Origin of the sequence: Providencia xihuensis (assembly GCF_041953405.1) — a bacterium.
GTDB classification, from domain to species: Bacteria; Pseudomonadota; Gammaproteobacteria; order Enterobacterales; family Enterobacteriaceae; genus Providencia; species Providencia vermicola.
On the sequence record NZ_CP169565.1, the window covers coordinates 825,735 to 852,665 of the forward strand.

A 26,931-nucleotide genomic window follows, 5' to 3' on the forward strand; every position below is an offset into this window, starting at 1 on the left:
TTATCAATAAAAATAGGCCTACAATTTTGCAGGCCTATTTTTTATTGCTGAATAATCGCTTCCAGTTGCTCGCGATTAATGATTTTTCGATCAACTTTAACGTAGGCACTTAATTCCTCGTCGACAACTAAAGCTTCCATAACCCCATTTTGAGCTCGTAGCTTTTGTTCTAGGGCGCGAGTATTTTTTAAGTGTGTAGGCAATTCGATACGAATACTACTGACGTATGGTGGTTGTTTCATGGTTAGACTAACGACAAACCAAAGGATTGTCAGGATCAAACCACCAATAAAGACAGTATTTGCCCCTTCAAAATTATATAACCATCCACCGACAATCCCCCCAAGTGCGACACCTAAAAATTGGCTGGTGGAATAAACCCCCATCGCGGTTCCTTTATAGCCTGCGGGTGCTTCCTTACTAATCAATGATGGCAAAATGGCTTCCATAATATTGAAGCCAATAAAAAAGATCTGTAAGCCAAGGATGATGATCCATAACTGGCTACCTGAGAACCACAATGTGATTTCTGCAACTGCCAATAGTGCGATGCAGACCAGGAAGACTTGCTTCATTTTACGATATTTTTCTGCGTAGATTATAAAAGGCAAAACAGTCACAAAGGAAATTAGCATTGTGACCAAATAGGCTTTCCAGTGATCTTGGGCGAGAAAGCCTGCTTTTGTCATAATCAGTGGCAGAGCAACAAAGCTCGACATTAGCAATGTATGTAGGCACAAAATACCGATATTTAATTTTAATAATTGAGGCTGAGCTAAAACGGTTTTTAAATTGCCTTTCACAAAGGCAGATTCACGGTTCAAAACATGGGTGTTGGTGTTTGGTACAACAAAAATGGTGAGTGCAATCGCGCCAACGGCAAGTAGGGCTATCCCCCAAAATAAACCATTTAGCCCAATTAGATGGGTAATGATAGGCCCTAAAACAAGCGCAATCGCAAAAGTTAACCCAAAGCTTATCCCTAGAAATGCCATTGCTTTGGTGCGATTTTGTTCTCGGGTTAAATCAGATAGTAACGCCATGACAGCTGCTGAAATCGCACCAGCGCCTTGCAATGCGCGGCCAATAATAATACCCCAAATTGAGTTACTGAGCGCTGCAATAATACTCCCAATAATAAAAATGATTAAGCCAATAACAATGAGTGGCTTACGACCGATTTTGTCTGACATCAAGCCAAAAGGGATCTGAAAAAGTGCTTGGCTAAGGCCATAAATACCAATGGCAATGCCCACTAAAAATTCATTTGCCCCTTGTAAGTGCATTCCATAGCTGGTCAAAATGGGTAAAACCATAAACATACCAAGCATTCGCAAGGAGAACACAGAACCTAATCCCCACGTGGATCTGAGCTCTGCTGATGTCATTTTGTTATCGTTCATTTTTATTCTTCATATTTCGAGCTGTAGCGGTATTGGCTTCTCTTAGCTAGCTAGGTCTCACATATTAGTAATTCAAACTATTTTAGATAGTGTCTGATTACATTAAAAATATGTTGAAATATCAGCTTATTAGCCATTTTTAATAGTGCATTTTATATCTAGCTTATAATAGCAAGGGGCTATTTAACCATAAAATAGATTCATAAGGATAGGCAGAATGCGTAAAAGTGAGTTGTAAAAGCCATCAGAGACAAATAAAAACGGCGGGGAAAGCCCGCCGTTTAGACATTGTTATCATCAGAGAGCAGATAGGTTATCTGACGAGAGCTATAACAGTATCGGTTGAAACGGTAGGATCAACAGACATCATTACACTCAATGCAGTAATTGCTACGATTGAGAAAATGAATAGTTTTCTTGCCCAGACTCGGTCGTCGTTCTCGGTTTTGAAACCTGAAATCGCCATACCCAGCCACCACAAGCTAACTGCTGCACCCACGACCAAATACTTATAGCCCGCGTATCCGCTGATAGCTAACATTAACGTTGCAACCATAAACGCAAGGATGTACAGGAAAATATGTGTCTTAGCGACAGAAATTCCTTTAATCACCGGTAACACGGGAATGTTCGCGGCTTTGTAATCCTTAAAGCGGAAAATGGCAATGGCATACGAGTGAGGCATCTGCCACAAACTGAAAATTAATAACAGGATTAGAGCCCCTGCATCAAATTCATTGGTGACAGCGCAGTAACCGATAACGGGTGGTGCTGCGCCAGACAAGCTGCCAATTAGCGTGCCATAGACTGACTTACGTTTCATATACAGGCTATAAATGCCTACATAAACAATGAAACCGATGACTGCAAGTAGCATTGCCAAGGCATTGGCTGCTACGAGTAGCAGTACCATACCAGCAATACCTAATGCAGCGGCGTAAATCAGGCTAACTTTCGGGTCAATCAGCCCTTTAACTAAAGGGCGATTCTTAGTTCTTTCCATGATACGGTCGATATCACGGTCGATGTAGTTGTTGAAAACACAACCAGAAGCCACGACCAGTGATACACCCAGCAAAGTCGCAACGAACAGCGGGTAATCAATTGACCCTTTTGAGGCCAAAAGAAAACCGCCGATCACAGAAATCAAGTTTCCGAATATAATTCCTGGTTTGGTCACTTGCAGGTATTGCTTAAACATATCGGCAACTCTTTAGTCGAGCATCATATTGATGTTCAGGTTGTACATAATCCACAGCGAGCCGACAACAACGATGCCGACAATAAGCATGGTGAACAGAAATGCAACCAAGTTCCAACGCTCATCAGATGAGGTATTCATATGTAAGAAACATACTAAGTGAACGAAGATTTGCACGACTGCCATACCGACAACAGTCCAAAGGATTGTTGACGTCGTCGCTGTGCCTTCCATCACCATCCAGAACGGGATAACCGTTAGGATAACTGACAGAATAAAGCCAATCAGGTATGTCTTAACGCTACCGTGGCTTGCTCCAGTGTGAGCATCTTTTGCATGACTCATTTAAATAGCCCCCAGAAGATAAACAACGGTAAATACACAGATCCAAACCACGTCTAAGAAGTGCCAGAACAGGCTCAGGCAGTTCAAACGTGTTTTGTTAACGTCAGTCAAACCACGACGAGTGACTTGAATCATCATGATAACAATCCAAATCAGACCCGCAGAAACGTGCAGACCGTGCGTTGCAACCAGTGCAAAGAAACCAGATAAGAAACCACTACGGTCAGGGCCAAAGCCTTCAGCGATCAGTTCGTGGAACTCATAGACTTCCATGATAACGAAGCCAAGGCCTAACAGGAATGTCGCGAACAGCCATAAGTTAACTGCACCGATTTTTCCTTTATGCATCGCAATCATAGCGAAGCCGTAAGTGATACTACTTACTAACAGTAAGAAGGTTTCGCCTAATACGAACTTCAGACTGAAGATATCTTTACCAGCGGGACCGCCAGCAGTTCCATCAGCCAAAACAACATAGGTTGCAAACAAACAAGCAAACAGGATCAAGTCGCTCATGATATAGAGCCAGAAACCGAATACTTTAGTGCCACCTGCATCGTGGTGCCCATGCTCAGCATGGGCGATATTTTGGTTAGTCATTGTATTAGTTGACATCGTTCACACCTGCCTTACGTAATTCTTCAAAGTGCTTATTCTCGATTTCTTCGATTTCAGCCACAGGTACGTAGTAATCAACATCTTCGTCGAAGCTTTTTGCAATCCAAGTTACGATCATTCCACCGAAACCAATGATTGCCATCCACCAGATGTGCCAGATCATTGCGAAACCTAAAACTAAGCTAAATGCTGCGATGATAACGCCAGCGCCAGTATTTTTCGGCATATGAATTTCTTCATATGAAGTTGGTTTCTTATGAGCAAGACCTTTTTCTTTCAAATCCCACCAAGCATCACGAGTTTGAACGTGTGGTTCAATCGCAAAGTTATAGAATGGTGGTGGTGAAGAAGTTGCCCACTCAAGAGTACGTCCACCCCATGGATCTCCCGTTAAATCACGGTTTTCATGGCGGTCACGAATACTCACAATGATTTGGATAACTTGGCATGCAATACCGATAGCGATTAACGCAGCACCGCCTGCAGCAACAACCAACATTGTGTGGTAGGTCGGGTCAATATTCTGGCTTAAACGACGAGTCATCCCCATAAAGCCCAGAATGTATAACGGCATGAATGCTAAGAAGAAACCGATGATCCAGAACCAGAATGCACGGACACCCCATTTTTCATTCAGTGTAAAGCCGTAAGCTTTCGGGAACCAGTAAGTCATACCCGCGAAGCATCCGAACACCACACCACCAATGATAACGTTATGGAAGTGAGCAATCAGGAATAGACTGTTGTGCAGAACAAAGTTTGCACCTGGTACAGCTAACAGAACACCTGTCATACCACCCACAGAGAAGGTGATAATGAAACCAATAGTCCACAGCATTGGTGATTTAAACTCAATGCGACCTTGGTACATAGTAAACAGCCAGTTGAAGATCTTAACCCCTGTTGGGATTGCGATAATCATGGTGGCGATACCGAAGAAGGCGTTTACGTTAGCACCTGAACCCATCGTAAAGAAGTGGTGCAGCCATACGATGAAGGACATAACGGTGATAACGATTGTTGCCCAAACTAATGAGGTATAACCGAATAAACGTTTTTTCGAGAAGGTTGCTGCAACTTCAGAGAACACACCGAACACTGGTAGAACAAGGATATACACCTCAGGGTGACCCCATGCCCAAATCAGGTTGATGTACATCATCATGTTGCCACCCATATCGTTAGTGAAGAAATGGGTACCTAAATAACGGTCTAACGTCAGAAGCGTCAGAGTGACGGTTAAGATAGGGAAAGCAGCAACAATCAATACGTTAGTACATAACGCAGCCCAGCTGAATACAGGCATTTTCATCATCGACATACCCGGAGTACGCATACGGATAATCGTGGCGATGAAGTTAACCCCTGTTAATAACGTACCAATACCCGATATCTGGAGACTCCAGAGCCAGTAATCGACCCCGACCCCTGGGTTGTACTCCAAGCCTGATAATGGCGGATAAGCTAACCAACCTGTTTGTGCGAATTCACCTACCCCTAAAGAGATGTTGATTAAGACAACACCAACTACAAAGAACCAGAAGCTCAATGAGTTAAGGAATGGGAAGGCAACGTCGCGCGCACCAATTTGCAGAGGTACAACGAGGTTCATCAAACCGACAACAAATGGAGTTGCCATGAAGAAAATCATGATAACGCCGTGTGCGGTAAAGATTTGGTCATAGTGATGAGGGTTTAAAAAGCCCTCTTGCCCAGCAGAAGCAAGCACTTGCTGACCACGCATCATGATGGCATCCGCAAAACCACGGAACAACATAACCATTGCTACAATGATGTACATGACACCAATTTTTTTATGGTCAACCGAGGTTAACCACTCTTTCCACAGCCATTTCCATTTACCGAAATAGGAGATCACACCGACTAAGCCAAGCCCACCAAGGACAATAGCAATCAGTGTGACAACGATGATCGGCTCGTGGAGCGGAACTGCATCTAGTGTTAATTTTCCGAACATGCCCTTATTCCTCAGCGCCTGCTGCATGAGCATTATGGCTCATATGCATAGAATGACCTGTAGATTCTTCTTTGGTTTCTACAGGAGCGTGACCTTTATGGTGCTCATGACCAAACTTCAGAACGATATCGTTATAAAGGTTAGGTTTCACGCTAGAGAAGTAGGTAACAGGAACATTTGTGCTTGGCTTAGCGACTTCGTCGAATGCCTGCATTGTATCCATTGTCTTAGGAGACGCTTTTACCTTTTGTACCCACTCATCAAAGCCTTGGCGGTCAGGGGTTGCAATCGCATTGAACTTCATATCAGAGAAGCCATGGCCACTGTAGCTTGCAGAGAAGCCTTTATAGGTGCCTGGTTCATTGGCGATTAAGTGAAGTTTAGTTTGCATACCTGCCATCGCGTAGATTTGGCCACCTAAAGATGGAATGAAGAACGAGTTCATCACCGAATCAGACGTGATTTTGAAGTTAACTGGCACACCAGTAGGGAATGCGATTTCGTTAACTGTAGCAATACCTTGCTCTGGATAGATAAAGATCCATTTCCAGTCAGCTGAAATAACTTCGATTGTGACAGGTTCCTGATCACTCACTAATGGCTGATACGGGTCCAGCTCATGTGTCGTCTTCCAAGTGATAGCACCCAGAATGATGATAATGATGATAGGAACAGTCCAGCAGACTAACTCAATTTTATTTGAGTGAGCCCAGTTTGGACGGTATGTAGCAGACGTGTTGGATTCACGATATTTTCTGGCGAAGATAATCGTCATAAAAATAACGGGAATAACAACAAGCAGCATTAAGCCAATTGCAATAAGAATTAGCTCTTTTTGTTTTACGCCTACGGCGCCTTTTGGATCCATCAACACCATGTCGCAACCACCTAATAATAAGGTTGCTACAACGAGTGAGATTGCTCCGATACTTTTTTTGTAGTTCATAAGTCTCATCCACGACCCCAAATGACAAGATTCTAATTGTCGTTTCATCAGTGCGGGCATTTTACGGTAAGGTTATGCGAGTGTAAATGATTGTAAGGCAAAGAAACGGAATTGTTAGCTCTTTATGTTAATATGATCACATGTAAAGAACTTATAAAGAAAAAGTTAAAATTGATACGGATTATAAGTATATATTGATAAAAGCCCTTTAATACTAAATTATCTTAGTAATTTTTCAAAGAAAAATATATACAAAAGAAGTGAAAAAATGACAAAACTGATATGAATCATAAGCAATATGGTAAGGGAAATTACGTTTTTTATTGCCGATAAAGCTATTTAAGTCGCTTTATCGGCAAAATAGTTTAGAAAAATTATTACTATTTTGATTTAAAAAGAAAATTAATAAATCGCCATACAATTTTCAATAACGCATTAGAACGTATACTTTAATGTATAAATGATTGCGTCTTGATAAAATGTATCGCCTAATTTATTGTCAGCATAGCGATATTGCACACCCGCAGCTAAATGTGGCGTCGCATTCCACCAAAAAGCCATGGCACCATTAATGCCATTTCGCTTTCCTCCGTTGTAGCGTTTATTGCGTGCAAATTCCATTTCGTGCCAGTTGGTTATCATGAAGTTTTCTTCAAACGCGCTGAAATTATAACCCGCTACCCACCCAGCGGTATAACCGTTGTTACCAGAATAGAATGTTTGATCAGTATAGTTTAGGGCGATAAAAGGCTTAAACCACAAGTCACCAAAAGCGGTGTTGTAACCGATACCATATAATGTATTCACATCATGGAAATTCCCGCCATATTTTGTTCCTGGCAATGACCATGTACCGTAAACGTGACCGTACAGATTAAAACCAGTATCACCTAAATAAAAACGGCCTGTTGTTTTGATGGTGTAGCGTTTATTACGTCCTGAATCGGTATGCTGTGTATGGAGAGGGTTTTCCACATCAAAGAAACCGTAGAGTTCACCCCAATTAAAATTAGCTCCACCTTCTAATTCAACATAAGCAAAATCTTTTTTACGAGTCGTTTTCTCCGTTTTGGTCTCAGTACGGTGAGACCAGTCTAAATAGTTAATGTTGATATCAGCAAAACCATTTTGATAGCCTAAAAGATCATCAGAATATGCCGTACCTGCCACAGAAGCTAAGGCGGCAATATAAAGGAGTTTTTTCATAATAGATTATTTTCGTTAATTAATTAATGGGGTTGAGTAGTGCACTATTCGTTAACGTGTTATCTAACTAGTCTCTAACATGTGATATATTAGGCTTTAAAATTGCAATTAAGAAATATTTTTCATTGGATGAGTGATCATAATCACGATAATAAAGTGATTTTGAGGTGTTTTGTGATTAAGGGCTATTTTATTTAAATGATCAGATTCCCTAAACTAATAAGTTAGTCTTAGGGAATCAATTAAATAGATAAGTAAATGTGAGAGAAAAAAGAATTATTGTTTGACAGTTTTACGCACAGCGAGGAAATCTAAACTCCCCCCAATAATTAAACTGATGGCACCAATGCTAATCCCAGCATTAAACAAAATATTTTGGTAACTAGGGATAGCCAGCCAAAATTCAATTTGCGTGGTGAATAGGTAAACTTTCATTCCACTAAAAGAAAATGCCAATAGAGAAAGTAGCCAAATCGCAAGGCAAGTTACTGCAGCAAGTAGGGCATAAACAGCGAAACGATAGCCATTTGCGTATAGCTCACGGCGCTGGAACAGCCCTGTAGCCTGGGTATATAGCAAAGAACTGCGACAGGCTAATAACAATAAGATCCCTGGAACGGCAACGCCAATGGAGATCAAATAAAACAGTGGCCAGCCATAGTTACTGACGAAAATACTGGCGACTGGGCCAATATATACCCGTCCTACCGCAGAAAGGGCAGAGAGGAGTGCAAACTGCGTTGCGGATAAGGATTTATTACACAGCGTCATTAGCAGTGCAACAAATGCTGCGGTACCCATCCCTGAAAAAATATTCTCAAGGAAAATAATGGAGCCCATCGTCATGATATGAGGCGGGGTGACAGCGAGGAACCAATAACCAATGTTCGACCCACCTTGGAGCAAGCCAAAAAGAAACAGAGCCTTAAACAAGCTCATGTTTTTCATTAAGTAACCACCTAATAATGCACCAATGATAGTAGCAGCCATTCCGACTGTTTTATTCACTGTACCGACTTCACTAAGGCTAAAGCCCAGCGCATTGAGTAAAAAGTTAGTATTGAGCGCCATAACAAAAGCATCGCCCAATTTATAAAACACTAATAATAATAAGACGAGCCATGCGTTGTTACGGCTAAAAAACTCGGCTAGAGGTTCATAGATGGCTTTTTTTAACGAGGTAGGCGGGACGCTATTTTCTTCGGGCTCTTTGGCTAGCAAAGTCGCAATAACACCGATGACCATTAACCCTGCCATGACAAGGTAAAGCTGTTTCCATGTAAGGAACTTATCGGCGAGCCAAAGGGCTAACCCACCAGAAACTAACATGCTGATTCGATAGCCCATCACTGAGGTTGCAGCACCAATTCCGCGTTCTTCTGCGCTTAGCAAGTCAGTCTTATAAGCATCAAATACAATATCTTGGGATGCAGAACAAAAAGCGACGGTAACGGCTAATGCGGCGAGATACCATAAATGCTCAGAAGGGTTCATGAATCCCATTGCGGCAATACTAATAATAAGAAGAATTTGTGTGGTTAACAGCCAGCCTCTACGACGCCCCAAAAAAGGCGGTGTATAACGGTCCATCATAGGAGACCATAAAAACTTCAAAACATAAGCTTGCCCGACTAAGGAAAAGAAACCAATTGTTTTGATATCAACGTTTTCAACCGTTAACCAAGCTTGCAATGTCCCTGCAGTCAGCGCTAAAGGTAAGCCAGAAACGAAGCCTAAAAGGATTAAAGTAATATTATTCGGTAGTGTGAAACGAGGCATTATTCCCTCTAAGCCTAAGGTGATTTTGCTGCAATACATAGCGCTGCAGAGGTATTGACCGCGCAAAGCTATCCAAGTGTTAACTTGGATAGCTTAATACGAAATGATGGTATTCGCTCGTTTAATAGCGTGAATTTTGTCTGATAAAATCGGTAATTTCTTGATCGGATGCCATGTCGGCAATTAAATCAGCTAATGCACTATTAATTGCAGCTTCAATTTTTGCATTATTCGCCGCTAACAATTCTTGTGTATTAAAATTACGGGTGAATGAGCGCGTTTTTGTTGAGCCATTTGGTGCAGTTGCTGTGATGCTTACACTTGAATTAACAGTAATATTATGACGTAGACTACCTTCAGCAACTTTAGTGTCCAATTTGTTCAATTGAACGACTAAATTAACATTGGCGGGTGAAGTGACCATAAAGCCACGAGCAGCCATCTGTTTTTCAACGGCTTCTTGCATCAAATAGCGGGGATCACGGGATGGATTAAGCACCACTAGGCTACCATTACGATTGACTTCAGCTAATGATTTATTGGTACGGTTGTCTACGCTGCTAACGCTAATTGAGGTTGCATTCAGCGTCGGATTTTTAGCGGGTAACGCTATTTTGGGTTCGAGCGAGAGTGTATTGCTGCTAGTTGCACATCCAGCAAGTAGAAACAACGCAAAAAGTGGAAAACACAGTTTTCTTAACATAATTTTTTCCAGTTCATCTTTCCTAATTGAAAATGTTTCGTTATGGTGCGGGTAGCCGCCACTCGATATAAAGTCGAGTGGCCAAATTATCCTGAACTATTAGACAACAGTTTTTGAAAAAATTCGCACTAATGTGTCGATATCATAACATTGCCAAGTCATGATCGGATATTTCTATAATAAGAAGATAGCAATAATCAAGATGTGCAATATAGTTTACTGAACTTATCAATACTAGAGCGGGTCGCTATTAAGGAGTATTTTATGGTCGCCAATGCATCACAAAGTATGCAGTCTCGTGTGAGCCAAAAATTACAAGATGCTTTTGAACCAAGTCACTTGAATGTTATTAATGAAAGCCATCAACATAATGTATTACCTGGCTCGGAAAGTCATTTCAAAGTCATCTTAGTCACTGATAAATTTGAAAATAAACGAATGCTTGGCCGTCACCGTGAAATTTATGCTATTTTAGCCGATGAATTAGCGGGGGGCATCCATGCTCTTGCTCTGCATACCTATACACCAAAAGAATGGGATGAATTGGCAGATACCGCGTTAAAATCGCCAGCTTGTCGTGGTGTAGGTGGCGTTAGTCGTTAATTTGTGTAGCCAATTGGCCTTTACTTGGGACGATTGGAATTATCCATCAAACCTAAAAGGAGTCTGATGGGTATTTTTTCTTCAATTTTCGTGAGGAAATAAAAATTTTAGTCAGAAAAGTCACAAATAAAGAGGAAAAATCGCTTCTTTTATCTGCTTTTCTCGACTCAGGGCGCTGTCATCGGTATAATGCTGCGTCTAATTTTCAGTAAGGTTTCGGGACGCTTCTGATATCAGGGATTGACCGTTACGTAAGTAACGCCCCCGGTTCTGGAAGGGAGAAGGCCATTAATTGCTTAATGGCATAACTCTGGAGTAGACCGATCACTAAGATTTATTTTGAGGTAAGAAGATGCAAGTTTCTGTTGAAACGACTCAAGGCCTTGGGCGTCGTGTAACAATCACCGTTCCTGCCACTGATATTGAAAAAGCAGTAAATAGCGAGCTGGTTAGCGTTGCTAAGAAAGTACGTGTTGATGGTTTCCGTAAAGGGAAAGTACCAATGAACATCGTTAAACAACGTTATGGTGCGTCTGTTATGCAAGACGTTCTGGGCGATGTGATGCAACGTAACTTCATCAATGCAATCATCGAAAACAAAATCAACCCAGCTGGTGCGCCTAGCTACAAGCCAGAGCAACTGGAAGATGGTAAAGATTTTGTTTACGCAGTTGAGTTTGAAGTTTACCCAGAAATCGAATTAACCGGTTTAGACACTATCGAAGTTGAAAAACCAGCGGTTTCTGTTAAAGACGAAGACCTGGAAAACATGTTAGATACTCTGCGTAAACAACAAGCAGAGTGGAAAGAAGTTGACGAGGCAGCAGCAGCTGATTCACGCATCACTATCAACTTCACAGGCTCTATCGACGGTGAAGAGTTCGAAGGCGGTAAAGCAGAAGATTTCGCACTGGTTATGGGCGAAGGCCGCATGATCCCTGGCTTTGAAGACGGCGTTGTTGGCCACAAAGCTGGCGAAGAGTTCGATATCGAAGTTAACTTCCCAGAAGATTACCACGCTGAAAACCTGAAAGGTAAAGCAGCGAAATTCGCTATCGTTCTGAAGAAAGTAGAACAACGTGAACTGCCAGAATTTACTGAAGAATTCATCAAGCGTTTCGGTATCGCTGATGGTACTTTAGACGGTCTGCGTGCAGAAGTTCGTAAAAACATGGAACGTGAGCTGAAAAATGCGGTGCGTAACCGTGTTAAAGCACAAGTTCTTGATGGTTTGATCAAAGCGAACGACATCGAAGTTCCAGCAGCAGTGGTTGATGGTGAAATCGATGTTCTGCGTCGTCAAGCGGCACAACGTTTTGGTGGCAACGAACAACAAGCGATGGAATTACCACGTGAACTGTTCGAAGAACAAGCAAAACGCCGTGTTGTTATCGGTCTGCTGTTAGGCGAAGTGATCAACAAAAACGAACTGAAAGCTGACGAAGATCGTGTTAAAGCGCTGATCGAAGAAATGGCATCTGCATACGAAGATCCTGCTGAAGTTATCGAATACTACAGCAAAAACGAAGAGCTGATGAACAGCGTTCGTAACTTAGCATTAGAAGAACAAGCGGTTGAAACTGTTCTAGCTGTTGCTAAAGTCACTGAAAAAGAAACTAATTTCACTGAGCTGATGAACCAAGTTCAAGCTGGTTAATTTATTTCTTGTTGTACAAAATAAAAACCCGCGGTGTCTTACTGCGGGTTTTTTTGCAATTAAAGCTTTTGAATAACAACTTTTTTGTGAATTAAGATAGGGTAACCTTGAAAATCACATTTAAACCCTAATTATATCCCTAATACTTCATCTAGCATGTATTCAGTTTTGCTTGCGATTTGAACTATTTTGTAGAGCAAATATCAAAAGAGAGACGAATTCCACCAAAAGAGTTATTTCGTCATTTTTGAAAATCAATTATGGTTTTCTAATGGGATAATACCGTGTAAGTAAACAGACTTGTGTTAGACTTATTGAAAGAGCGTCTTATTGACTTCAGCACAGTTTACTGCACTTTCTTCTTATTTCACCCGTAATCAGTCCAATATAGGCTAAAATAGAGAAATAAGAGGATCGTGAAAGTTTGCAAAAAAAGGTATTTTTAAACATGTTGTTTTGCAACACTCCCTTTGCTCAAGATGATGGTTAGCAGATAGCAAATTAGGCGCAAGCACCAGAAAGTTTTTAATAGGAGATTTCGATGTCACATTTTGGCGGTCAGGAACAATTAGCATCCCAAATGGCTCTTGTGCCAATGGTCATTGAGCAAACCTCTCGAGGTGAGCGCTCATATGATATTTATTCACGTCTATTAAAAGAACGTATCATCTTCCTGACGGGTCAAGTGGAAGACCATATGGCGAACTTAATCGTCGCTCAAATGTTATTCCTTGAAGCAGAAAACCCTGAAAAAGATATCCAACTGTACATCAACTCACCAGGTGGTGTGATTACGGCAGGTATGTCTATCTATGATACCATGCAATTTATTAAGCCAGATGTTAGTACTATTTGTATGGGACAAGCGTGCTCTATGGGCGCATTTTTGTTGACTGCTGGCACAAAAGGTAAGCGTTTTTGCTTGCCAAATTCGCGTGTAATGATCCACCAACCGCTAGGTGGCTATCAAGGCCAAGCAACGGATATTGAAATCCATGCACAAGAAATTTTAAAAGTGAAAACTCGTATGAATGAACTCATGGCTCACCACACGGGTAAGTCCATTGAAGAAATCAGCCGTGACACTGAGCGTGACCGTTTCTTGTCAGCTAATGAAGCGAAAGAGTACGGTTTAGTCGACCAAATTTATAGTAGCCGCTAATTGGTTAACTTTTGGTATAATTAATTCATACCATAAACTATTTTAAGAAAATCGTTGCTGTGTTTCCTGTTTTAATCAAACAAAAACAAGGCAATATGGATAAAAGTGAGGTCAACTGATGACAGAGAAACGCAAAGAGGGAACGGGTAAACTGCTTTACTGTTCTTTCTGCGGAAAAAGTCAGCACGAAGTACGTAAGCTGATTGCCGGTCCGTCAGTCTATATCTGTGATGAATGCGTAGACTTATGTCTTGATATCATCCGTGAAGAAATTAAAGAACTTGCGCCACACCGTGAGCGCAGTGAACTGCCTACGCCACATGAAATTAGGCAACACCTTGATGATTACGTCATCGGTCAAGAAAAAGCGAAAAAAGTCTTGGCGGTTGCGGTTTATAACCATTACAAGCGCTTGCGTAATGGCGACAAAACCAGTGATGGTGTCGAATTAGGCAAAAGTAATATCTTGTTAATTGGTCCAACGGGGAGTGGTAAAACGCTGCTGGCTGAGACCTTAGCACGTTATTTGGATGTGCCATTTACTATGGCCGATGCCACGACATTAACCGAAGCAGGTTATGTGGGTGAAGACGTCGAAAATATCATCCAAAAATTACTGCAAAAATGTGACTATGACGTAGAAAAAGCGCAGCGTGGTATCGTGTATATCGATGAAATTGATAAAATTTCTCGTAAATCTGATAACCCATCCATTACCCGCGATGTTTCGGGTGAAGGTGTGCAGCAAGCACTTTTGAAACTTATCGAGGGTACCGTTGCGGCTGTTCCTCCACAAGGTGGGCGTAAGCATCCACAACAAGAGTTTTTACAGGTAGATACCTCGAAGATTCTGTTTATTTGTGGTGGCGCATTTGCTGGTTTAGATAAAGTGATTGGTCAGCGTTTAAATACCCGTTCAGGTATTGGGTTCGCGGCAGAAGTAAAAGGCGAGTCAGACAAAGCAACAGAAGGTGAATTATTAACACAAGCTGAGCCAGAAGATTTAATTAAATTCGGTTTAATTCCTGAGTTTATTGGTCGTCTGCCAGTGGTTGCTACGTTGACTGAGCTGAGCGAAGAAGCGCTAATTCAAATTTTACAAGAGCCGAAAAATGCATTAACTAAACAGTACCAAGCGCTGTTTAGTCTTGAGGGAACTGAACTTGAGTTTCGAGAAGAAGCGTTAAAAGCTATTGCGAAAAAAGCGATGGCACGTAAAACGGGTGCCCGTGGCTTGCGTTCAATTGTTGAAGCTGCTCTGTTAAATACCATGTATGACCTTCCTTCTATGACGGATGTCGAAAAAGTCGTCGTTGATGAAAATGTCATTAACGAACAATCAGAACCTTTGTTGATCTACAGCAAGCCAGATGCTCAAGCTTCAGGTGATAACTAATCTTTAAGAAAGCGTTCAATAAATAATCAAACAAAATGAGGGATATCCCTCATTTTGTTTTTTATGTTTAACTACCCATTGAATGCTAAAATCTTGTCCCCATATAGTTTATATTCTGAGGTGTGGTTTCCTTGTTTTTGAGAATATTTTTCAAGCGAGAGACAGAAACCCTTAAACTAGCGTGAGCTAAACGAAGAGAGAGCTTTATGAATCCAGAGCGTTCCGAACGCATTGAAATACCAGTATTGCCTCTGCGTGATGTAGTGGTATACCCACATATGGTGATCCCACTGTTTGTTGGACGTGAAAAATCCATTCACAGTCTGGAAGCAGCGATGGATCATGACAAACAAGTGATGCTGGTTGCGCAAAAAGAAGCCTCGACTGATGAGCCAGGGGTGAACGATTTATTTGCTGTTGGTACAGTTGCATCCGTTATTCAGATGCTAAAACTGCCAGACGGCACAGTGAAAGTCTTAGTTGAAGGCTTAAGACGTGCGCGTATTACTAGCTTGACGGATAACGGCGAGTATTTCCTCGCGCAAGCTGAGTATTTAGCATCCGAACAAGATAAACACGCTGAAGGTGCCGTTTACGACGAAACCACAGCGGGCACTCCAGCATCAATTCTTGATGAAAAAGAAAATGAAGTGCTGTATCGCACCATTGTGAGCCAGTTTGAAAGCTATATTAAGCTCAACAAAAAAATTCCACCAGAAGTGCTGACTGCATTGCACTCGATAGAGCAAGACCAGCTTGATAAACTTGCAGACACTATTGCATCCCACATGCCGCTAAAATTAGCGGATAAACAGCGCGTTCTTGAAATGGCAAATATTGCTGAACGTGTTGAGTTCCTGATGGCGATGATGGAGTCAGAAACAGAATTACTGCAAGTCGAAAAACGCATCCGTAATCGCGTTAAAAAGCAGATGGAAAAAAGTCAGCGCGAGTACTATCTGAATGAGCAAATGAAAGCTATTCAGAAAGAACTGGGTGAAATGGATGACGCGCCAGATGAATATGAATCGCTAAAACGTAAAATCGAAGAAGCGAAAATGCCAAAAGAGGCACAAGAAAAAGCAGAAGCAGAATTGCAGAAGCTGAAAATGATGTCTCCAATGTCTGCAGAGGCCACGGTTGTCCGTAGTTATATCGACTGGATGGTGCAAGTACCATGGCATGCGCGTAGCAAAGTCAAAAAAGACTTAGTTAAAGCACAAGAAGTGCTGGATACCGATCATTATGGCCTTGAGCGTGTTAAAGACCGTATTTTAGAGTATCTGGCAGTACAAAGCCGTGTCAGTAAAATCAAAGGGCCAATTCTTTGCTTGGTAGGGCCTCCAGGGGTTGGTAAAACCTCTTTGGGTCAATCTATTGCGAAGGCAACGGGTCGCCAATACACCCGCATGGCGTTAGGTGGTGTGCGTGACGAAGCAGAAATCCGTGGTCACCGTCGTACCTATATTGGTTCAATGCCAGGTAAACTTATCCAGAAAATGGCAAAAGTTGGGGTGAAAAACCCACTGTTCCTGCTGGATGAAATAGACAAAATGTCTTCAGACATGCGCGGAGACCCTGCATCAGCATTATTAGAAGTGCTTGATCCAGAACAAAATATCGCGTTTAACGACCACTATTTAGAAGTGGATTACGACTTGTCTGACGTTATGTTTGTTGCAACGTCAAACTCGATGAATATCCCTGCGCCACTACTGGATCGTATGGAAGTGATTCGCCTTTCAGGTTATACCGAAGACGAAAAACTGAATATTGCTAAAAAACATTTATTATCGAAACAAATTGAACGTAATGCCTTGAAAAAAGGCGAATTAACGATCGATGATAGCGCATTAATGAGCATTATTCGTTACTATACGCGTGAAGCGGGTGTACGTGGTTTAGAGCGCGAAATTTCGAAATTGTGTCGTAAAGCCGTTAAAGCATTATTAATGGATAAAAAACTCAAACACATCGAAATCAACGCAGATAATTTAAAAGATTATCTGGGGGTTCGTCGCTTCGACTACGGCCAAGCAGATACTGAAAACCGTGTCGGCCAGGTGACTGGTTTAGCGTGGACTGAAGTGGGTGGGGACTTACTTACCATTGAAACTGCGTGTGTACCAGGTAAAGGCAAGTTGACTTATACCGGTTCTTTAGGTGAAGTAATGCAAGAGTCGATCCAGACGGCCTTAACCGTGGTGAGAGCTCGTGCTGAAAAACTGGGTATTAACAGCGATTTCTATGAGAAACGCGATATCCACGTTCACGTTCCTGAAGGTGCAACACCAAAAGATGGCCCAAGCGCAGGTATTGCGATGTCAACAGCCTTGGTTTCTTGTTTAACAGGTAACCCAGTTCGTGCAGACGTGGCAATGACGGGAGAAATCACATTAAGAGGGTTAGTTTTCCCAATTGGTGGGTTAAAGGAAAAATTATTAGCTGCACACCGTGGCGGAATAAAAACCGTATTAATCCCTAAAGAAAACGAACGTGACTTAGAAGAAATTCCTCAAAATGTGATCGCTGATTTAGAAATTCACCCAGTGAAAACCATTGAAGAAGTTCTTTCTTTAGCTTTAGTTAACCCGCCTTTCGGGGTTGAGGTTGTTAAAAAGAAAGCGAAAAGAGTGAGCTGAATCAAGAAGTTTGCATAAAACTAAGGCTGACAGCTAATTTAGGGCTTGTCAGCCTTTTTTTTCATCGTTAATTTAGCGATGATTCTGATAATTGTTTGTATGCAATCTGTTCTCTTGCCATTGGTAATCAGGATTGATATAACGGCTAAATCATTAATTAGCTGTACGAATAGAAGCTAGCTGCTATAGTTAATTTGATGGTTTATAGTCCAACTAATAATGGGGATGATAAGAGTGAATAAAGCTCAACTGATTGATCAAATCGCTTCTGATGCGAATATTTCTAAAGCTGCTGCAGGTCGCGTTGTTGACGCGTTCGTTGCTACTGTAACGAGTTCTTTGAGTAAAGGAGACGATGTTGCTTTAGTTGGCTTTGGTAATTTCACTGTTCGTGAGCGTGCTGCACGTACAGGCCGTAACCCACAAACGGGCAAAGAGATTAAAATCGCTGCGGCGAAAGTTCCAGCTTTCCGTCCAGGCAAGGGTCTTAAAGACGCTGTTAATAGCTAATTAAGTATTTTAGTTTGTCTTTCTTGCATTTTTGCAAAAACTCAAACTGACGGAATGCCTTTAATCAGCTAATATATAAGCGCACCATGGAAATGGTGCGCTTTTTTTTCTTTCTGAGTTAAGATTAGCGTATTATTAAGAAATTGAATTCAACAAAGCGGAGTTAAGCCTTTTTATGATGGAAAATCTACGCACGAAGGCCAACAGTCCTTTTATTAAAATTTTGCTAGGGCTCATTATGCTGTCATTCGTGCTGACAGGCGTTATGATGGGCGGCTTAGGTGGCAATAGTGCCAACAAAGCAGCAGAAGTTAATGGGCAGCCAATTAGCAAGGAACAGTTACAGCAGGCTTTTCAGCAGGAACGCCAATCATTACAAGAATACTTGGGAGATAAATTCTCTGAAGTGGCGAGTAATGAAGAAAGCATGAATTTGCTGCGTCGCCAAGCGCTTGATAATTTGATTAACAATGAATTGATTAATCAATATGCTAATGAACTGAATCTCTCAGCAAGCGATCAACAGATTGAGCAATCCATTTTCTCTATGCCAATCTTCCAAACTGATGGTCGGTTTGATAGCGACAAATATCGCGAAATCTTAAGTCGTTATAACATCAATGCGGATAGTTTTGCGGCACAAATTCGCCAAGATTTAACACGTGCTCAGCTAGGGAAATCTTTTACTGGGACGGACTTCGCTTTACCATCAGAAGTTAAAGCATATGCTGAATTATTTATGCAAGAGCGTGAAATTCGCACTGCAACTTTGTCCTTAGCTGATGTGCAAGCGAAACAAACGATATCTGAAGAAGAGCTGAAAGCATACTACGATGCGAATCAAAATAGTTTTATTTCACCGGAAAAAGTGAAAGTCAGCTATGTTGAAATGGACGCAGCATCTATGCCAGAAGCCACGGTTTCTGATGAAGAAGTGAAAACGTATTATGAGCAAAACCTGAAAAATTACACTCAGGCAGAGCAAAAACAATACAGCATGATCCAAGTAGCTTCAGAAAAAGAAGCGAACGACATCATCAATGAAATCAAAGCAGGTGCAGATTTTGCAACGCTAGCGGCTGAAAAATCAACGGATAAATTCAGTGCGGGTAACAAAGGCCTGATTGGTTGGATGGAGGCCGCTTCAACGCCGAGCGAAATTATCACTGCAAACTTAACAGAAAAAGGCCAACTTTCGGCACCAGTTAAAGCGCAGGATAACTACGTTGTTTTCCGTTTAGATGATATTAAGCCTGAGTCAACAAAACCGTTTGAACAAGTTTCTGAAACCATCAAAGTTAGCTTGCTGCAAGATAAAAACATCAAGCAGTTCTATGACTTACAACAGAAAGTCAGTGAGGCTGCCACAAGCGATATGGAATCATTAGTTTCAGTTGAATCTGTTTCTGGCTTGAAAATGGTGACAACAGATTGGTTTGATCGTAACAATCCACCTGCGGCGTTAAATTTCCCTAAAGTTATCAATGAAGTCTTTAGCGACCGTCTAGTTGATAAAAATGGCTCTAAAGGGATTAACTCTGACGTAATTAACGTTGAAGGTGACCGTGCATTTGTTGTTCGTGTGACTGAGTACAAACCAGAAAGCACAGAGCCGTTTGAAACAGTTAAACCTGCGATTGAAACATTAGTTAAGCGCCAGAAAGCCGATGCAGAACTAAAAGCAACCGCAGACAAGCTACTTGCTGACTTGAAAGCTGGTAAAGGCGAAGAAGCGTTAAGTACAGCGGGCGTTAAATTTACTGGCGTGCAAACTGTTTCGCGTTTAATGCCACAAACCGCGACGATTAACACAGCAATGGACATGGCTCAACCTGTTGATGGTAAGCCTGCCTACTCTATTGCACGTGATGAATCTGACAACTATGTTGTTATTCAGTTGGATAAAGTGACTTTAGGCCAGCCAACGGAAGACGAGCTGAAACAGTTATCCCGTGAATACCAAGGTGTGATGAGCTCTGCTGTGAATGAAGCGTTGATGCTTAATTTACGTGAAAATGCGAAAATTGAAGTTCTGAATCTTGAATAATTGCGAGTAGCTTCGCAATTTAAGTTGTAAGCATATTATTAAAAGGCCACCTTTGGGTGGCCTTTCGCATTTTTATTTTTCGCAAAATGCCGAGATGATTTTTTTCTGGCACTGTGATGTCTCTACATACATAGGAGAAACATCATGTCATGGAAAACAATTGTTAAACGTAGTTTAGCGACAGCATTATGCTTAGCATTATTGGGGGGCTTTTCATCTTTAACATGGGCGAAAAAAAACACAGCAGAGAAAAACGCAATAACACACTCTCAGCCAACTGAATCTACAGAAAGCGTAAAAGCTATTGATATCAACCAATCAAATAAAGTGAGTATTAATAACGCAACGGCAGAAGAGCTGGCTCAAAAATTGAATGGTATTGGCAAACAAAAAGCAAAAGCTATTGTCGAGTACCGGGAAAAATACGGTGCGTTTAATACCATAGAAAATATTTTGGAAGTCCAAGGAATTGGCCCTGCGTTTTTAGAAAAAAATAAGAATAAACTCATGCTTTGATGTCATGGCTCCTCATTCGAATGATTGGGGAGCTACTTATGATATGGCTATTTATTAATCTGATTTACTGTTTTATGGTAAATAATTTGAGAGCTAAGTCTTATTCGTGATATTTATTCAGCATATTTTCCGTACATTTGTTATTTTTATGTTATCGGAATATAAACTGGTCGGAGTAGTTATGACAACAAAGATTAAAGTTCATGGTTATCATATTGATGTATTCCAGCACGTAAACAATGCACGCTATTTAGAGTTCTACGAGGCAGACCGCTGGGAGTGGATGAATAAGCGCAACTTTATCAGTTGGGCAATACAAAGCAATTTAACCATGGCTGCCGTGAATATCAATGTGAACTATATTCAGGGGGTATTGCTGGGGGATGAACTCACTGTTGTGACACGGATGGATAAAATCGGTTCTAAAAGCGCGGTGTGCTATCAACAAATTATTCGTAATAAAGCAGGGCAATCAGAAGTCGTCTCTGATGCTTATGTCACTTTCGTATTTATTGATAACCTCACTAATAAAGCGATTATGATTGATGAAGAGCTGCGTGAGAAGCTGGAGTCATTTAATGCGGTTATTGATGATTTTATTAGTTAATTAAATGAAAGCCTACCTGATCTTGATTATCAGGTAGGTAAACTTGCTTACTGCATTATTTAGCTTGTAGTTGTTTTAATGACTGTATTACAGCTTCTTTTTGGTTTAAGTATTCGTTTAAGCCATTGCTTCTTAAATGGCAGGCTGCACATTCACCGCAGCCAGCGCCTTGAATACCATTATAGCAAGTTAGCGTTTGTTCTTTGATGGTGTCAAGGTGACCGTAACTATCAGCTAACGCCCAAGTTTGGGCTTTGTTTAGCCACATAAGGGGCGTTTCGAAGCGAATATCCTTTGCTAAACCAAGAGTGACGGCGTGATTAAGCGCTTTAACAAATTCATCACGGCAATCGGGGTAACCTGAAAAATCGGTTTCGCATACGCCAGTAATCACTGCTTCTGCTTGGACCTGATAAGCGTAGATTGCTGCTAGGGTCAGAAATAAGATATTGCGCCCAGGTACGAAGGTACTCGGTAATCCACTCGCCTCGCTTTTTTCAAAATCAGGGACAGGGATGTTGTTTCGCGTCAAACTACTCACGGCTAATTCATTGAGTAATGTGACATCTAAAACTTTATGGGCTGTTGCGCCTAATGATGCACTTAATTTCAGCGCAACTTCAATTTCTTGACGATGTCGTTGTCCATAATCGAAAGTGACACAATGCACCTCATCATAATTTTCTAAGGCTTGGATCAGACAAGTTGTTGAGTCTTGCCCACCACTAAAGACGACAACCGCGCGTTTCATAGTCACTCCTTGGTGATAATTCATGTAATTCAAGAAAATGAGGTTTTAGTTTTCCATGTTAGCGAGGTGATAACATAATTAACAGTTTTATTTTTATAGGTTTAGTCTATTTGATGTGCTATTTATCCTATTATTCTTTAATTTGTATAAAATTATTCTATAATAAAGCGAATTGGTGACACTATTATTTTTTTTGAATGATGATGTTTTGCATAATAAGGTTTCCAATATTAAAAACATAACAAAAAGCATTTACATCTAAGCCAAGAGAGCAATCATGTTAGATAAAATAGACAAAAAACTGCTTTGTTTATTGCAAAATGACAGTAGCTTATCCCTCAATACACTCGCTGAAGCGGTTAATTTAACCTCTACACCGTGTTGGAAACGCCTAAAACGTCTCGAAGATGAAGGCTACATTCGTGGACGAGTTACGCTACTTGACGGCGAAAAGCTGGGGTTAGGCTTGACGGTTATCGTAACGATAAAAACTCAGCACCATAATAGTGAGTGGTATGAGCAATTTGTGTCATTTGTTAGTCAGATGCCAGAGGTACTGATGTTTTACCGTATGGCGGGGGAATATGATTACCTGATGCAAGTTGAAGTGCATGATATGAAATCTTATGACCTTTTTTATAAAAAGCTGGTGAATGGTGTTCAGGGTTTAATTGATGTCACTTCAAGCTTTGCGATGGAAAAAATCAAATATACAACAGTTTTACCTATCCCTGATTAGATTGTCGGCAGAAAAGACAATATAAGGCAGCTTAAGGTGTATAAATTAATTAAAATCATTCAAGGCAGCAATACGTGCGATTATTTTCACAACTAAAATGGTATTTTTTAAGTGAATGGCGGCGCTATCTCGGCGCTGTTTGCTTTTTGATTGTCATTGCTATCTTACAGCTCATTCCTCCTCGCATTGTTGGTGTGGTTGTTGATGGGATTAGCAAAGAAACCATGCCGAGAAGTCAACTAGTCAACTACGTCCTGCTAATGTTATTCATTGCATTAATTGTTTATGGCTTGCGATATGTTTGGCGGCTTTGGCTATTTGGTGCCTCTTATAAACTGGCTGTTCAACTACGCCAGAAATTCTATCGCCAATTAAGTCTGCAAAACCAAGCATTTTACCTGAAATATCGTACAGGGGATCTCATCGCTCGTACGACAAATGACGTAGATCGTGTCGTATTTGCAGCAGGGGAAGGGGTGTTAACGCTAGTTGACTCGTTGGTTATGGGATGCGCTGTTTTAATTATGATGAGTGTTGAGATCAGCTGGCAGTTAACCTTACTGGCGTTGATTCCGATGCCAATTATGGCTATCGTCATCAAGCGTTATGGGGATCAGCTTCACCATCGGTTTAAGCATGCCCAAGGCGCATTTTCATCATTAAACAACCATGCACAAGAAAGTTTAACAAGCATTCGCATGATCAAGGCTTTTGGTCTTGAAGACCATCAATCTAACCAGTTTGAGCAAGTGGCGACCGAAGCAGGCCGCCGTAATATGCATGTCGCAAAAATTGATGCGCGTTTTGACCCAACCATATTTATGGCAATCGGCATGGCGAATTTACTCGCTATCGCGGGTGGGAGCTGGATGGTATTAGATGGTTCGCTCACGTTAGGTGAACTCACTAGCTTTATTATGTATTTAGGGCTAATGATTTGGCCAATGTTAGCCCTGGCTTGGATGTTTAATATTGTTGAACGCGGTAGTGCCGCTTATAGCCGAATTTTAAGCTTATTAAATGAGCCACTGGTGATTAACGATGGCTCGCATTCATTGCAACCTGAAAAAGGTGAATTGAGTGTGAACATTAGCGCTTTTAGCTACCCAGAAACAGCTCGAACCTCGCTATACAATGTCCAATTCAACTTAAAACCAGGGCAGTTTTTAGGTATTTGTGGGCCGACTGGATCAGGAAAATCCACATTATTAACGTTATTACAGCGACAATTTGATGTGACTGACGGGGACATTTGCTATCAAGGGTTGCCGTTATCTGAAATTAAACTAGATGAATGGCGTGCAAGGTTATCGATTGTGAACCAATCCCCTTTCTTGTTTTCAGATACTGTGGCAGGAAACATTGCTCTTGGCAGACCAGATGCCACGCAAGCTGAAATCGAAGAAGCGGCACGAATTGCCTGTGTGCATGATGATATTTTGCGTTTGCCAGAAGGTTATGAGACGCAAGTGGGTGAGCGGGGCGTTATGCTTTCAGGGGGGCAAAAACAACGTATTTCTATTGCACGGGCAATTTTACAAAACGCAGAAATATTGGTGTTGGATGATTCCCTTTCCGCAGTGGATGGGCAAACAGAATTTACTATATTGCAGAACTTAAGCCACTGGCGACAAGGACGAACGTTAATTATTAGTGCTCATCGGTTATCTGCCTTAGTGGAGGCCGATACTATTTTAGTGCTATCTCAAGGGACAATAACCGCTCAAGGTGAGCATGAATCTCTAATAAGTCAGCCAGGCTGGTATAAAGATATGTATCATTATCAACAAATTGAAGCGGCTTTGGATGGTGAACTATGAGCCAGAAAAAACCACTTTGGCCAGCATTAAAACGGCTTCTTTCCTACGGGAAAATTTACCGTGGCACGATGGGTATTGCTATTGGTATGTTATGGCTAGCTGCAATTGCGGAGGTCAGTGGGCCTCTGCTCGTTAGCTACTTTATTGATAATATGGTGGCTAAAAAAGAAATTATCATGCCACTGACCTTGTATATGGTTATTGGTTTTATATTGCTACAGGTAATTGCTGCGCTACTGCATTATTACCAAATCATTTTATTTAATAAAGCCGCTGTCGGCGTGGTGCAAAACTTGCGTACTGATGTGATGAATGCGGCGCTTCGGCAACCGTTAAGTGCATTTGATAAACAGCCCGTTGGTCAGCTAATTTCTCGCGTTACTAATGATACTGAAGTGATCAAAGACCTTTTTGTTATGGTTGTTCCGACAGTGTTTCGTAGCTTAGCGCTGATTTGCGCCATGTTAGTCGCGATGTTTTCCCTTGAATGGCGAATGGCATCAGTTGCAGTAATGATTTTTCCTGCTGTATTTGTTGTGATGATAGCTTATCAACGTCTAAGCACACCGATTATTCGTCGAGTTCGTTCATATCTTGCGGATATAAATAACGGTTTTAATGAAGTTATTAATGGTATGACGGTGATCCAACAATTTTTGCAGCAAGCTCGGTTTGGCGCAAAAATGCAGGATGTGAGTCAAGAGCATTATAAAGCGAGAATGAAAGCATTAAAGCTGGATGGTTTGTTGCTACGTCCATTACTTAGCTTATTTTCTGCTTCTATCCTGTGTGGTTTACTATTCTTATTTGGCATTGAAGGGACAACAACGATTGGGGTAGGCGTTTTATATGCTTTTATTAATTATTTAGGCCGATTAAATGAACCGCTAATTGAATTAACATCACAGCAATCGATGTTGCAGCAAGCCGTGGTTTCTGGTGAGCGTGTTTTTGAGTTAATGGATAGCCCACAGCAAGGCTATGGCGAAAGCATTGCTCCATTACAAGGTGGCTCAATTACCATTAATCACCTTTCTTTTGCCTATCGCGATGATAAATTAGTTTTGAATGATATTAATCTGCATGTGCCGAATAACCACTTTATTGCGTTGGTTGGTCACACTGGAAGCGGTAAAAGCACGATTGCTAACCTGATTATGGGGTATTACCCATGGCAAAAAGGTGAAATATTGCTGGATGGTCGTGATTTACACACTTTGTCTCACCAAACTTTGCGTAACGGTATTGCGATGGTTCAGCAAGACCCTGTCGTATTAGCGTCTTCATTTTTTGATAATGTGGCATTAGGGCGTGATGTTAGCCAAGGTAAAGTATGGGAAGTGCTTGAAACTGTGCAACTTGCAGGCTTAGTTCGACAGCTTCCGGAGGGTTTAGATACTGTACTTGGCGAGCAAGGAAATACACTGTCTGTTGGGCAGCGGCAGCTATTAGCGATGGCTCGGGTGCTAGTAGTTACGCCTAAAATTCTTATTTTGGATGAAGCAACTGCAAATATTGATTCAGGCACAGAACAAGCGATTCAAAAGGCGTTACGTGTTATTCGTGAAAATACAACGCTGGTGGTAATTGCGCATCGCTTATCAACCATTGTTGATGCTGATGAAGTGATTGTGCTGCATCGTGGTGCAATTGTTGAGAAAGGGACTCACTCGCATCTTTTACAACAAAAAGGGCGTTATTATCAAATGTACCAGTTGCAACAGGTCGGTGAATCCTTAAATGCCCGCTGTGATGCTGGGGTTGAGGTTGTAACTAGCTAATTATTCTGCACTATTATAATGCATCCTAAAAAACCACTCATTCGAGTGGTTTTTTATTTTGTTGTTTCTAATTGAATTTAAACAATAAATAGTTTTTGGCATGAGATTTGCTCATAAGTCAGTAGCGCTCATAGAGGATGAGCGTGCTATTGAGATGACTTATAGGAGTGAGAATGAAATATATCATCGTAATCATTAAGCCATTTAAATTAGATGAAGTTCGCGAGGCGTTGTCCGAAATTGGCATTCAAGGGATGACAATGACAGAAGTGCGTGGTTTTGGACGACAAAAAGGGCATGCTGAATTATACCGAGGGGCAGAATATACCGTCGATTTTTTACCTAAAGTGAGAATGGAGATTGCCGTTCCAGATGAGTTAGTCGAGTTAGTCATTGAAACAGTCGAGAGAAAGGCACACACCGGTCAAGTTGGCGATGGAAAAATATTCATTTTGCCACTTGAGCAAGCAGTACGAATTCGTACGGGTGAAAAACAAGATGAAGCACTTTAGGAGAACGGC

Annotated in this window: 23 protein-coding genes; 13 read left to right on the forward strand and 10 right to left on the reverse strand. The window is 41.3% G+C overall.

The annotated features are described in order from the left end of the window. Positions 1–41: 41 nt before the first annotated feature. The 9 genes from ACE2AL_RS03550 to ACE2AL_RS03590 all read right to left on the reverse strand — a co-directional run bounded on the left by ACE2AL_RS03550 (position 42) and on the right by ACE2AL_RS03590 (position 10,179). On the reverse strand, positions 42–1,403 hold the full coding sequence (locus ACE2AL_RS03550) for an MFS transporter (RefSeq protein WP_272538996.1): 1,362 nt from the start codon (positions 1,401–1,403) through the stop codon (positions 42–44). Between the two features lie 313 nt (positions 1,404–1,716). Then, entirely contained in the window at positions 1,717–2,604 is an 888-nt protein-coding gene (cyoE, locus tag ACE2AL_RS03555; protein ID WP_206084592.1) for a heme o synthase, read from the reverse strand. 12 nt (positions 2,605–2,616) lie between these two features. After that, positions 2,617–2,949: a cytochrome o ubiquinol oxidase subunit IV gene (locus ACE2AL_RS03560; RefSeq protein WP_206084593.1), complete on the reverse strand. Its 333-nt coding sequence runs from the start codon at positions 2,947–2,949 to the stop codon at positions 2,617–2,619. Further along, a complete protein-coding gene (locus ACE2AL_RS03565) occupies positions 2,950–3,564 on the reverse strand; it encodes a cytochrome o ubiquinol oxidase subunit III (protein WP_206084594.1) in 615 nt (204 codons plus the stop codon). Then, positions 3,554–5,545 (reverse strand): cytochrome o ubiquinol oxidase subunit I, encoded by a 1,992-nt coding sequence (gene cyoB / locus ACE2AL_RS03570; protein ID WP_206084595.1) that lies wholly within the window; start codon positions 5,543–5,545, stop codon positions 3,554–3,556. Before cyoB ends, ACE2AL_RS03565 begins: the two co-directional genes overlap by 11 nt. A 4-nt stretch (positions 5,546–5,549) precedes the next feature. After that, entirely contained in the window at positions 5,550–6,500 is a 951-nt protein-coding gene (gene cyoA / locus ACE2AL_RS03575; RefSeq protein ID WP_206084596.1) for a cytochrome o ubiquinol oxidase subunit II, read from the reverse strand. Positions 6,501–6,926: 426 nt separating this feature from the next. Continuing rightward, entirely contained in the window at positions 6,927–7,697 is a 771-nt protein-coding gene (locus tag ACE2AL_RS03580) for an outer membrane protein OmpK (protein WP_206084597.1), read from the reverse strand. Positions 7,698–7,973: 276 nt separating this feature from the next. Continuing rightward, the gene (locus tag ACE2AL_RS03585; RefSeq protein WP_206084598.1) at positions 7,974–9,476 is read right to left on the reverse strand and encodes an MFS transporter; all 1,503 of its coding nucleotides are present in this window, start codon (positions 9,474–9,476) and stop codon (positions 7,974–7,976) included. Positions 9,477–9,597: 121 nt separating this feature from the next. Beyond that, positions 9,598–10,179 carry a YajG family lipoprotein gene (locus ACE2AL_RS03590; protein WP_206084599.1) on the reverse strand — a complete coding sequence of 194 codons (582 nt, stop codon included), beginning with the start codon at positions 10,177–10,179 and terminating at the stop codon, positions 9,598–9,600. A 264-nt stretch (positions 10,180–10,443) separates the two neighbouring features. On the opposite strand from ACE2AL_RS03590, the gene bolA reads away from it, so the two are divergent. From bolA to ACE2AL_RS03635, 9 genes are all read left to right on the forward strand, one after another. Beyond that, on the forward strand, positions 10,444–10,782 hold the full coding sequence (gene bolA, locus ACE2AL_RS03595) for a transcriptional regulator BolA (protein WP_206084600.1): 339 nt from the start codon (positions 10,444–10,446) through the stop codon (positions 10,780–10,782). Between the two features lie 352 nt (positions 10,783–11,134). Beyond that, positions 11,135–12,439, forward strand: coding sequence for a trigger factor (gene tig / locus ACE2AL_RS03600; RefSeq protein ID WP_206084601.1), 1,305 nt, complete (start codon positions 11,135–11,137; stop codon positions 12,437–12,439). Positions 12,440–12,980: 541 nt separating this feature from the next. Continuing rightward, the gene (clpP, locus tag ACE2AL_RS03605; RefSeq protein ID WP_206084602.1) at positions 12,981–13,601 is read left to right on the forward strand and encodes an ATP-dependent Clp endopeptidase proteolytic subunit ClpP; all 621 of its coding nucleotides are present in this window, start codon (positions 12,981–12,983) and stop codon (positions 13,599–13,601) included. Positions 13,602–13,719: 118 nt separating this feature from the next. Continuing rightward, positions 13,720–14,997, forward strand: a complete 1,278-nt coding sequence (gene clpX, locus ACE2AL_RS03610) for an ATP-dependent protease ATP-binding subunit ClpX (RefSeq protein ID WP_206084603.1) — start codon at positions 13,720–13,722, stop codon at positions 14,995–14,997. Between the two features lie 206 nt (positions 14,998–15,203). Continuing rightward, positions 15,204–17,639, forward strand: coding sequence for an endopeptidase La (gene lon / locus ACE2AL_RS03615; protein WP_206084604.1), 2,436 nt, complete (start codon positions 15,204–15,206; stop codon positions 17,637–17,639). Between the two features lie 234 nt (positions 17,640–17,873). Further along, positions 17,874–18,149 (forward strand): nucleoid-associated protein HU-beta, encoded by a 276-nt coding sequence (hupB, locus tag ACE2AL_RS03620; protein WP_206084605.1) that lies wholly within the window; start codon positions 17,874–17,876, stop codon positions 18,147–18,149. A gap of 175 nt (positions 18,150–18,324) precedes the next feature. Then, the gene (gene ppiD / locus ACE2AL_RS03625; protein WP_206084606.1) at positions 18,325–20,196 is read left to right on the forward strand and encodes a peptidylprolyl isomerase; all 1,872 of its coding nucleotides are present in this window, start codon (positions 18,325–18,327) and stop codon (positions 20,194–20,196) included. A 144-nt stretch (positions 20,197–20,340) separates the two neighbouring features. After that, entirely contained in the window at positions 20,341–20,712 is a 372-nt protein-coding gene (locus ACE2AL_RS03630; protein ID WP_206084607.1) for a ComEA family DNA-binding protein, read from the forward strand. 181 nt (positions 20,713–20,893) lie between these two features. Continuing rightward, the gene (locus ACE2AL_RS03635; protein ID WP_206084608.1) at positions 20,894–21,319 is read left to right on the forward strand and encodes a thioesterase family protein; all 426 of its coding nucleotides are present in this window, start codon (positions 20,894–20,896) and stop codon (positions 21,317–21,319) included. Positions 21,320–21,374: 55 nt separating this feature from the next. On the opposite strand, the gene queC is transcribed toward ACE2AL_RS03635, so the two are convergent. Then, positions 21,375–22,070, reverse strand: coding sequence for a 7-cyano-7-deazaguanine synthase QueC (queC, locus tag ACE2AL_RS03640; RefSeq protein ID WP_375083987.1), 696 nt, complete (start codon positions 22,068–22,070; stop codon positions 21,375–21,377). Positions 22,071–22,347: 277 nt separating this feature from the next. On the opposite strand from queC, the gene ACE2AL_RS03645 reads away from it, so the two are divergent. The 4 genes from ACE2AL_RS03645 (at position 22,348) to ACE2AL_RS03660 (ending at position 26,922) form a co-directional block, all read left to right on the forward strand. Then, complete coding sequence (locus ACE2AL_RS03645) at positions 22,348–22,809, forward strand: Lrp/AsnC family transcriptional regulator (RefSeq protein ID WP_206084610.1); 462 nt, start codon at positions 22,348–22,350, stop codon at positions 22,807–22,809. Positions 22,810–22,883: 74 nt separating this feature from the next. Next, positions 22,884–24,629 (forward strand): SmdA family multidrug ABC transporter permease/ATP-binding protein, encoded by a 1,746-nt coding sequence (locus ACE2AL_RS03650; RefSeq protein WP_206084611.1) that lies wholly within the window; start codon positions 22,884–22,886, stop codon positions 24,627–24,629. Then, complete coding sequence (locus ACE2AL_RS03655) at positions 24,626–26,410, forward strand: SmdB family multidrug efflux ABC transporter permease/ATP-binding protein (RefSeq protein WP_272574213.1); 1,785 nt, start codon at positions 24,626–24,628, stop codon at positions 26,408–26,410. The genes ACE2AL_RS03650 and ACE2AL_RS03655 overlap by 4 nt, the downstream gene beginning before the upstream one ends. A 173-nt stretch (positions 26,411–26,583) precedes the next feature. After that, positions 26,584–26,922, forward strand: a complete 339-nt coding sequence (locus ACE2AL_RS03660; protein WP_206084614.1) for a P-II family nitrogen regulator — start codon at positions 26,584–26,586, stop codon at positions 26,920–26,922. Positions 26,923–26,931 lie beyond the last annotated feature (9 nt).

Excerpts from the sequence above, each read along its gene's own strand:
- ACE2AL_RS03550 (WP_272538996.1), bottom strand. The coding sequence starts at position 1,403 with ATGAACGATAACAAAATGACATCAGCAGAGCTCAGATCCACGTGGGGA.
- cyoE (WP_206084592.1), bottom strand. The coding sequence starts at position 2,604 with ATGTTTAAGCAATACCTGCAAGTGACCAAACCAGGAATTATATTCGGA.
- ACE2AL_RS03560 (WP_206084593.1), bottom strand. The coding sequence starts at position 2,949 with ATGAGTCATGCAAAAGATGCTCACACTGGAGCAAGCCACGGTAGCGTT.
- ACE2AL_RS03565 (WP_206084594.1), bottom strand. The coding sequence starts at position 3,564 with ATGTCAACTAATACAATGACTAACCAAAATATCGCCCATGCTGAGCAT.
- cyoB (WP_206084595.1), bottom strand. The coding sequence starts at position 5,545 with ATGTTCGGAAAATTAACACTAGATGCAGTTCCGCTCCACGAGCCGATC.
- cyoA (WP_206084596.1), bottom strand. The coding sequence starts at position 6,500 with ATGAGACTTATGAACTACAAAAAAAGTATCGGAGCAATCTCACTCGTT.
- ACE2AL_RS03580 (WP_206084597.1), bottom strand. The coding sequence starts at position 7,697 with ATGAAAAAACTCCTTTATATTGCCGCCTTAGCTTCTGTGGCAGGTACG.
- ACE2AL_RS03585 (WP_206084598.1), bottom strand. The coding sequence starts at position 9,476 with ATGCCTCGTTTCACACTACCGAATAATATTACTTTAATCCTTTTAGGC.
- ACE2AL_RS03590 (WP_206084599.1), bottom strand. The coding sequence starts at position 10,179 with ATGTTAAGAAAACTGTGTTTTCCACTTTTTGCGTTGTTTCTACTTGCT.
- bolA (WP_206084600.1), top strand. The coding sequence starts at position 10,444 with ATGGTCGCCAATGCATCACAAAGTATGCAGTCTCGTGTGAGCCAAAAA.
- tig (WP_206084601.1), top strand. The coding sequence starts at position 11,135 with ATGCAAGTTTCTGTTGAAACGACTCAAGGCCTTGGGCGTCGTGTAACA.
- clpP (WP_206084602.1), top strand. The coding sequence starts at position 12,981 with ATGTCACATTTTGGCGGTCAGGAACAATTAGCATCCCAAATGGCTCTT.
- clpX (WP_206084603.1), top strand. The coding sequence starts at position 13,720 with ATGACAGAGAAACGCAAAGAGGGAACGGGTAAACTGCTTTACTGTTCT.
- lon (WP_206084604.1), top strand. The coding sequence starts at position 15,204 with ATGAATCCAGAGCGTTCCGAACGCATTGAAATACCAGTATTGCCTCTG.
- ppiD (WP_206084606.1), top strand. The coding sequence starts at position 18,325 with ATGATGGAAAATCTACGCACGAAGGCCAACAGTCCTTTTATTAAAATT.
- ACE2AL_RS03630 (WP_206084607.1), top strand. The coding sequence starts at position 20,341 with ATGTCATGGAAAACAATTGTTAAACGTAGTTTAGCGACAGCATTATGC.
- ACE2AL_RS03635 (WP_206084608.1), top strand. The coding sequence starts at position 20,894 with ATGACAACAAAGATTAAAGTTCATGGTTATCATATTGATGTATTCCAG.
- queC (WP_375083987.1), bottom strand. The coding sequence starts at position 22,070 with ATGAAACGCGCGGTTGTCGTCTTTAGTGGTGGGCAAGACTCAACAACT.
- ACE2AL_RS03645 (WP_206084610.1), top strand. The coding sequence starts at position 22,348 with ATGTTAGATAAAATAGACAAAAAACTGCTTTGTTTATTGCAAAATGAC.
- ACE2AL_RS03655 (WP_272574213.1), top strand. The coding sequence starts at position 24,626 with ATGAGCCAGAAAAAACCACTTTGGCCAGCATTAAAACGGCTTCTTTCC.
- ACE2AL_RS03660 (WP_206084614.1), top strand. The coding sequence starts at position 26,584 with ATGAAATATATCATCGTAATCATTAAGCCATTTAAATTAGATGAAGTT.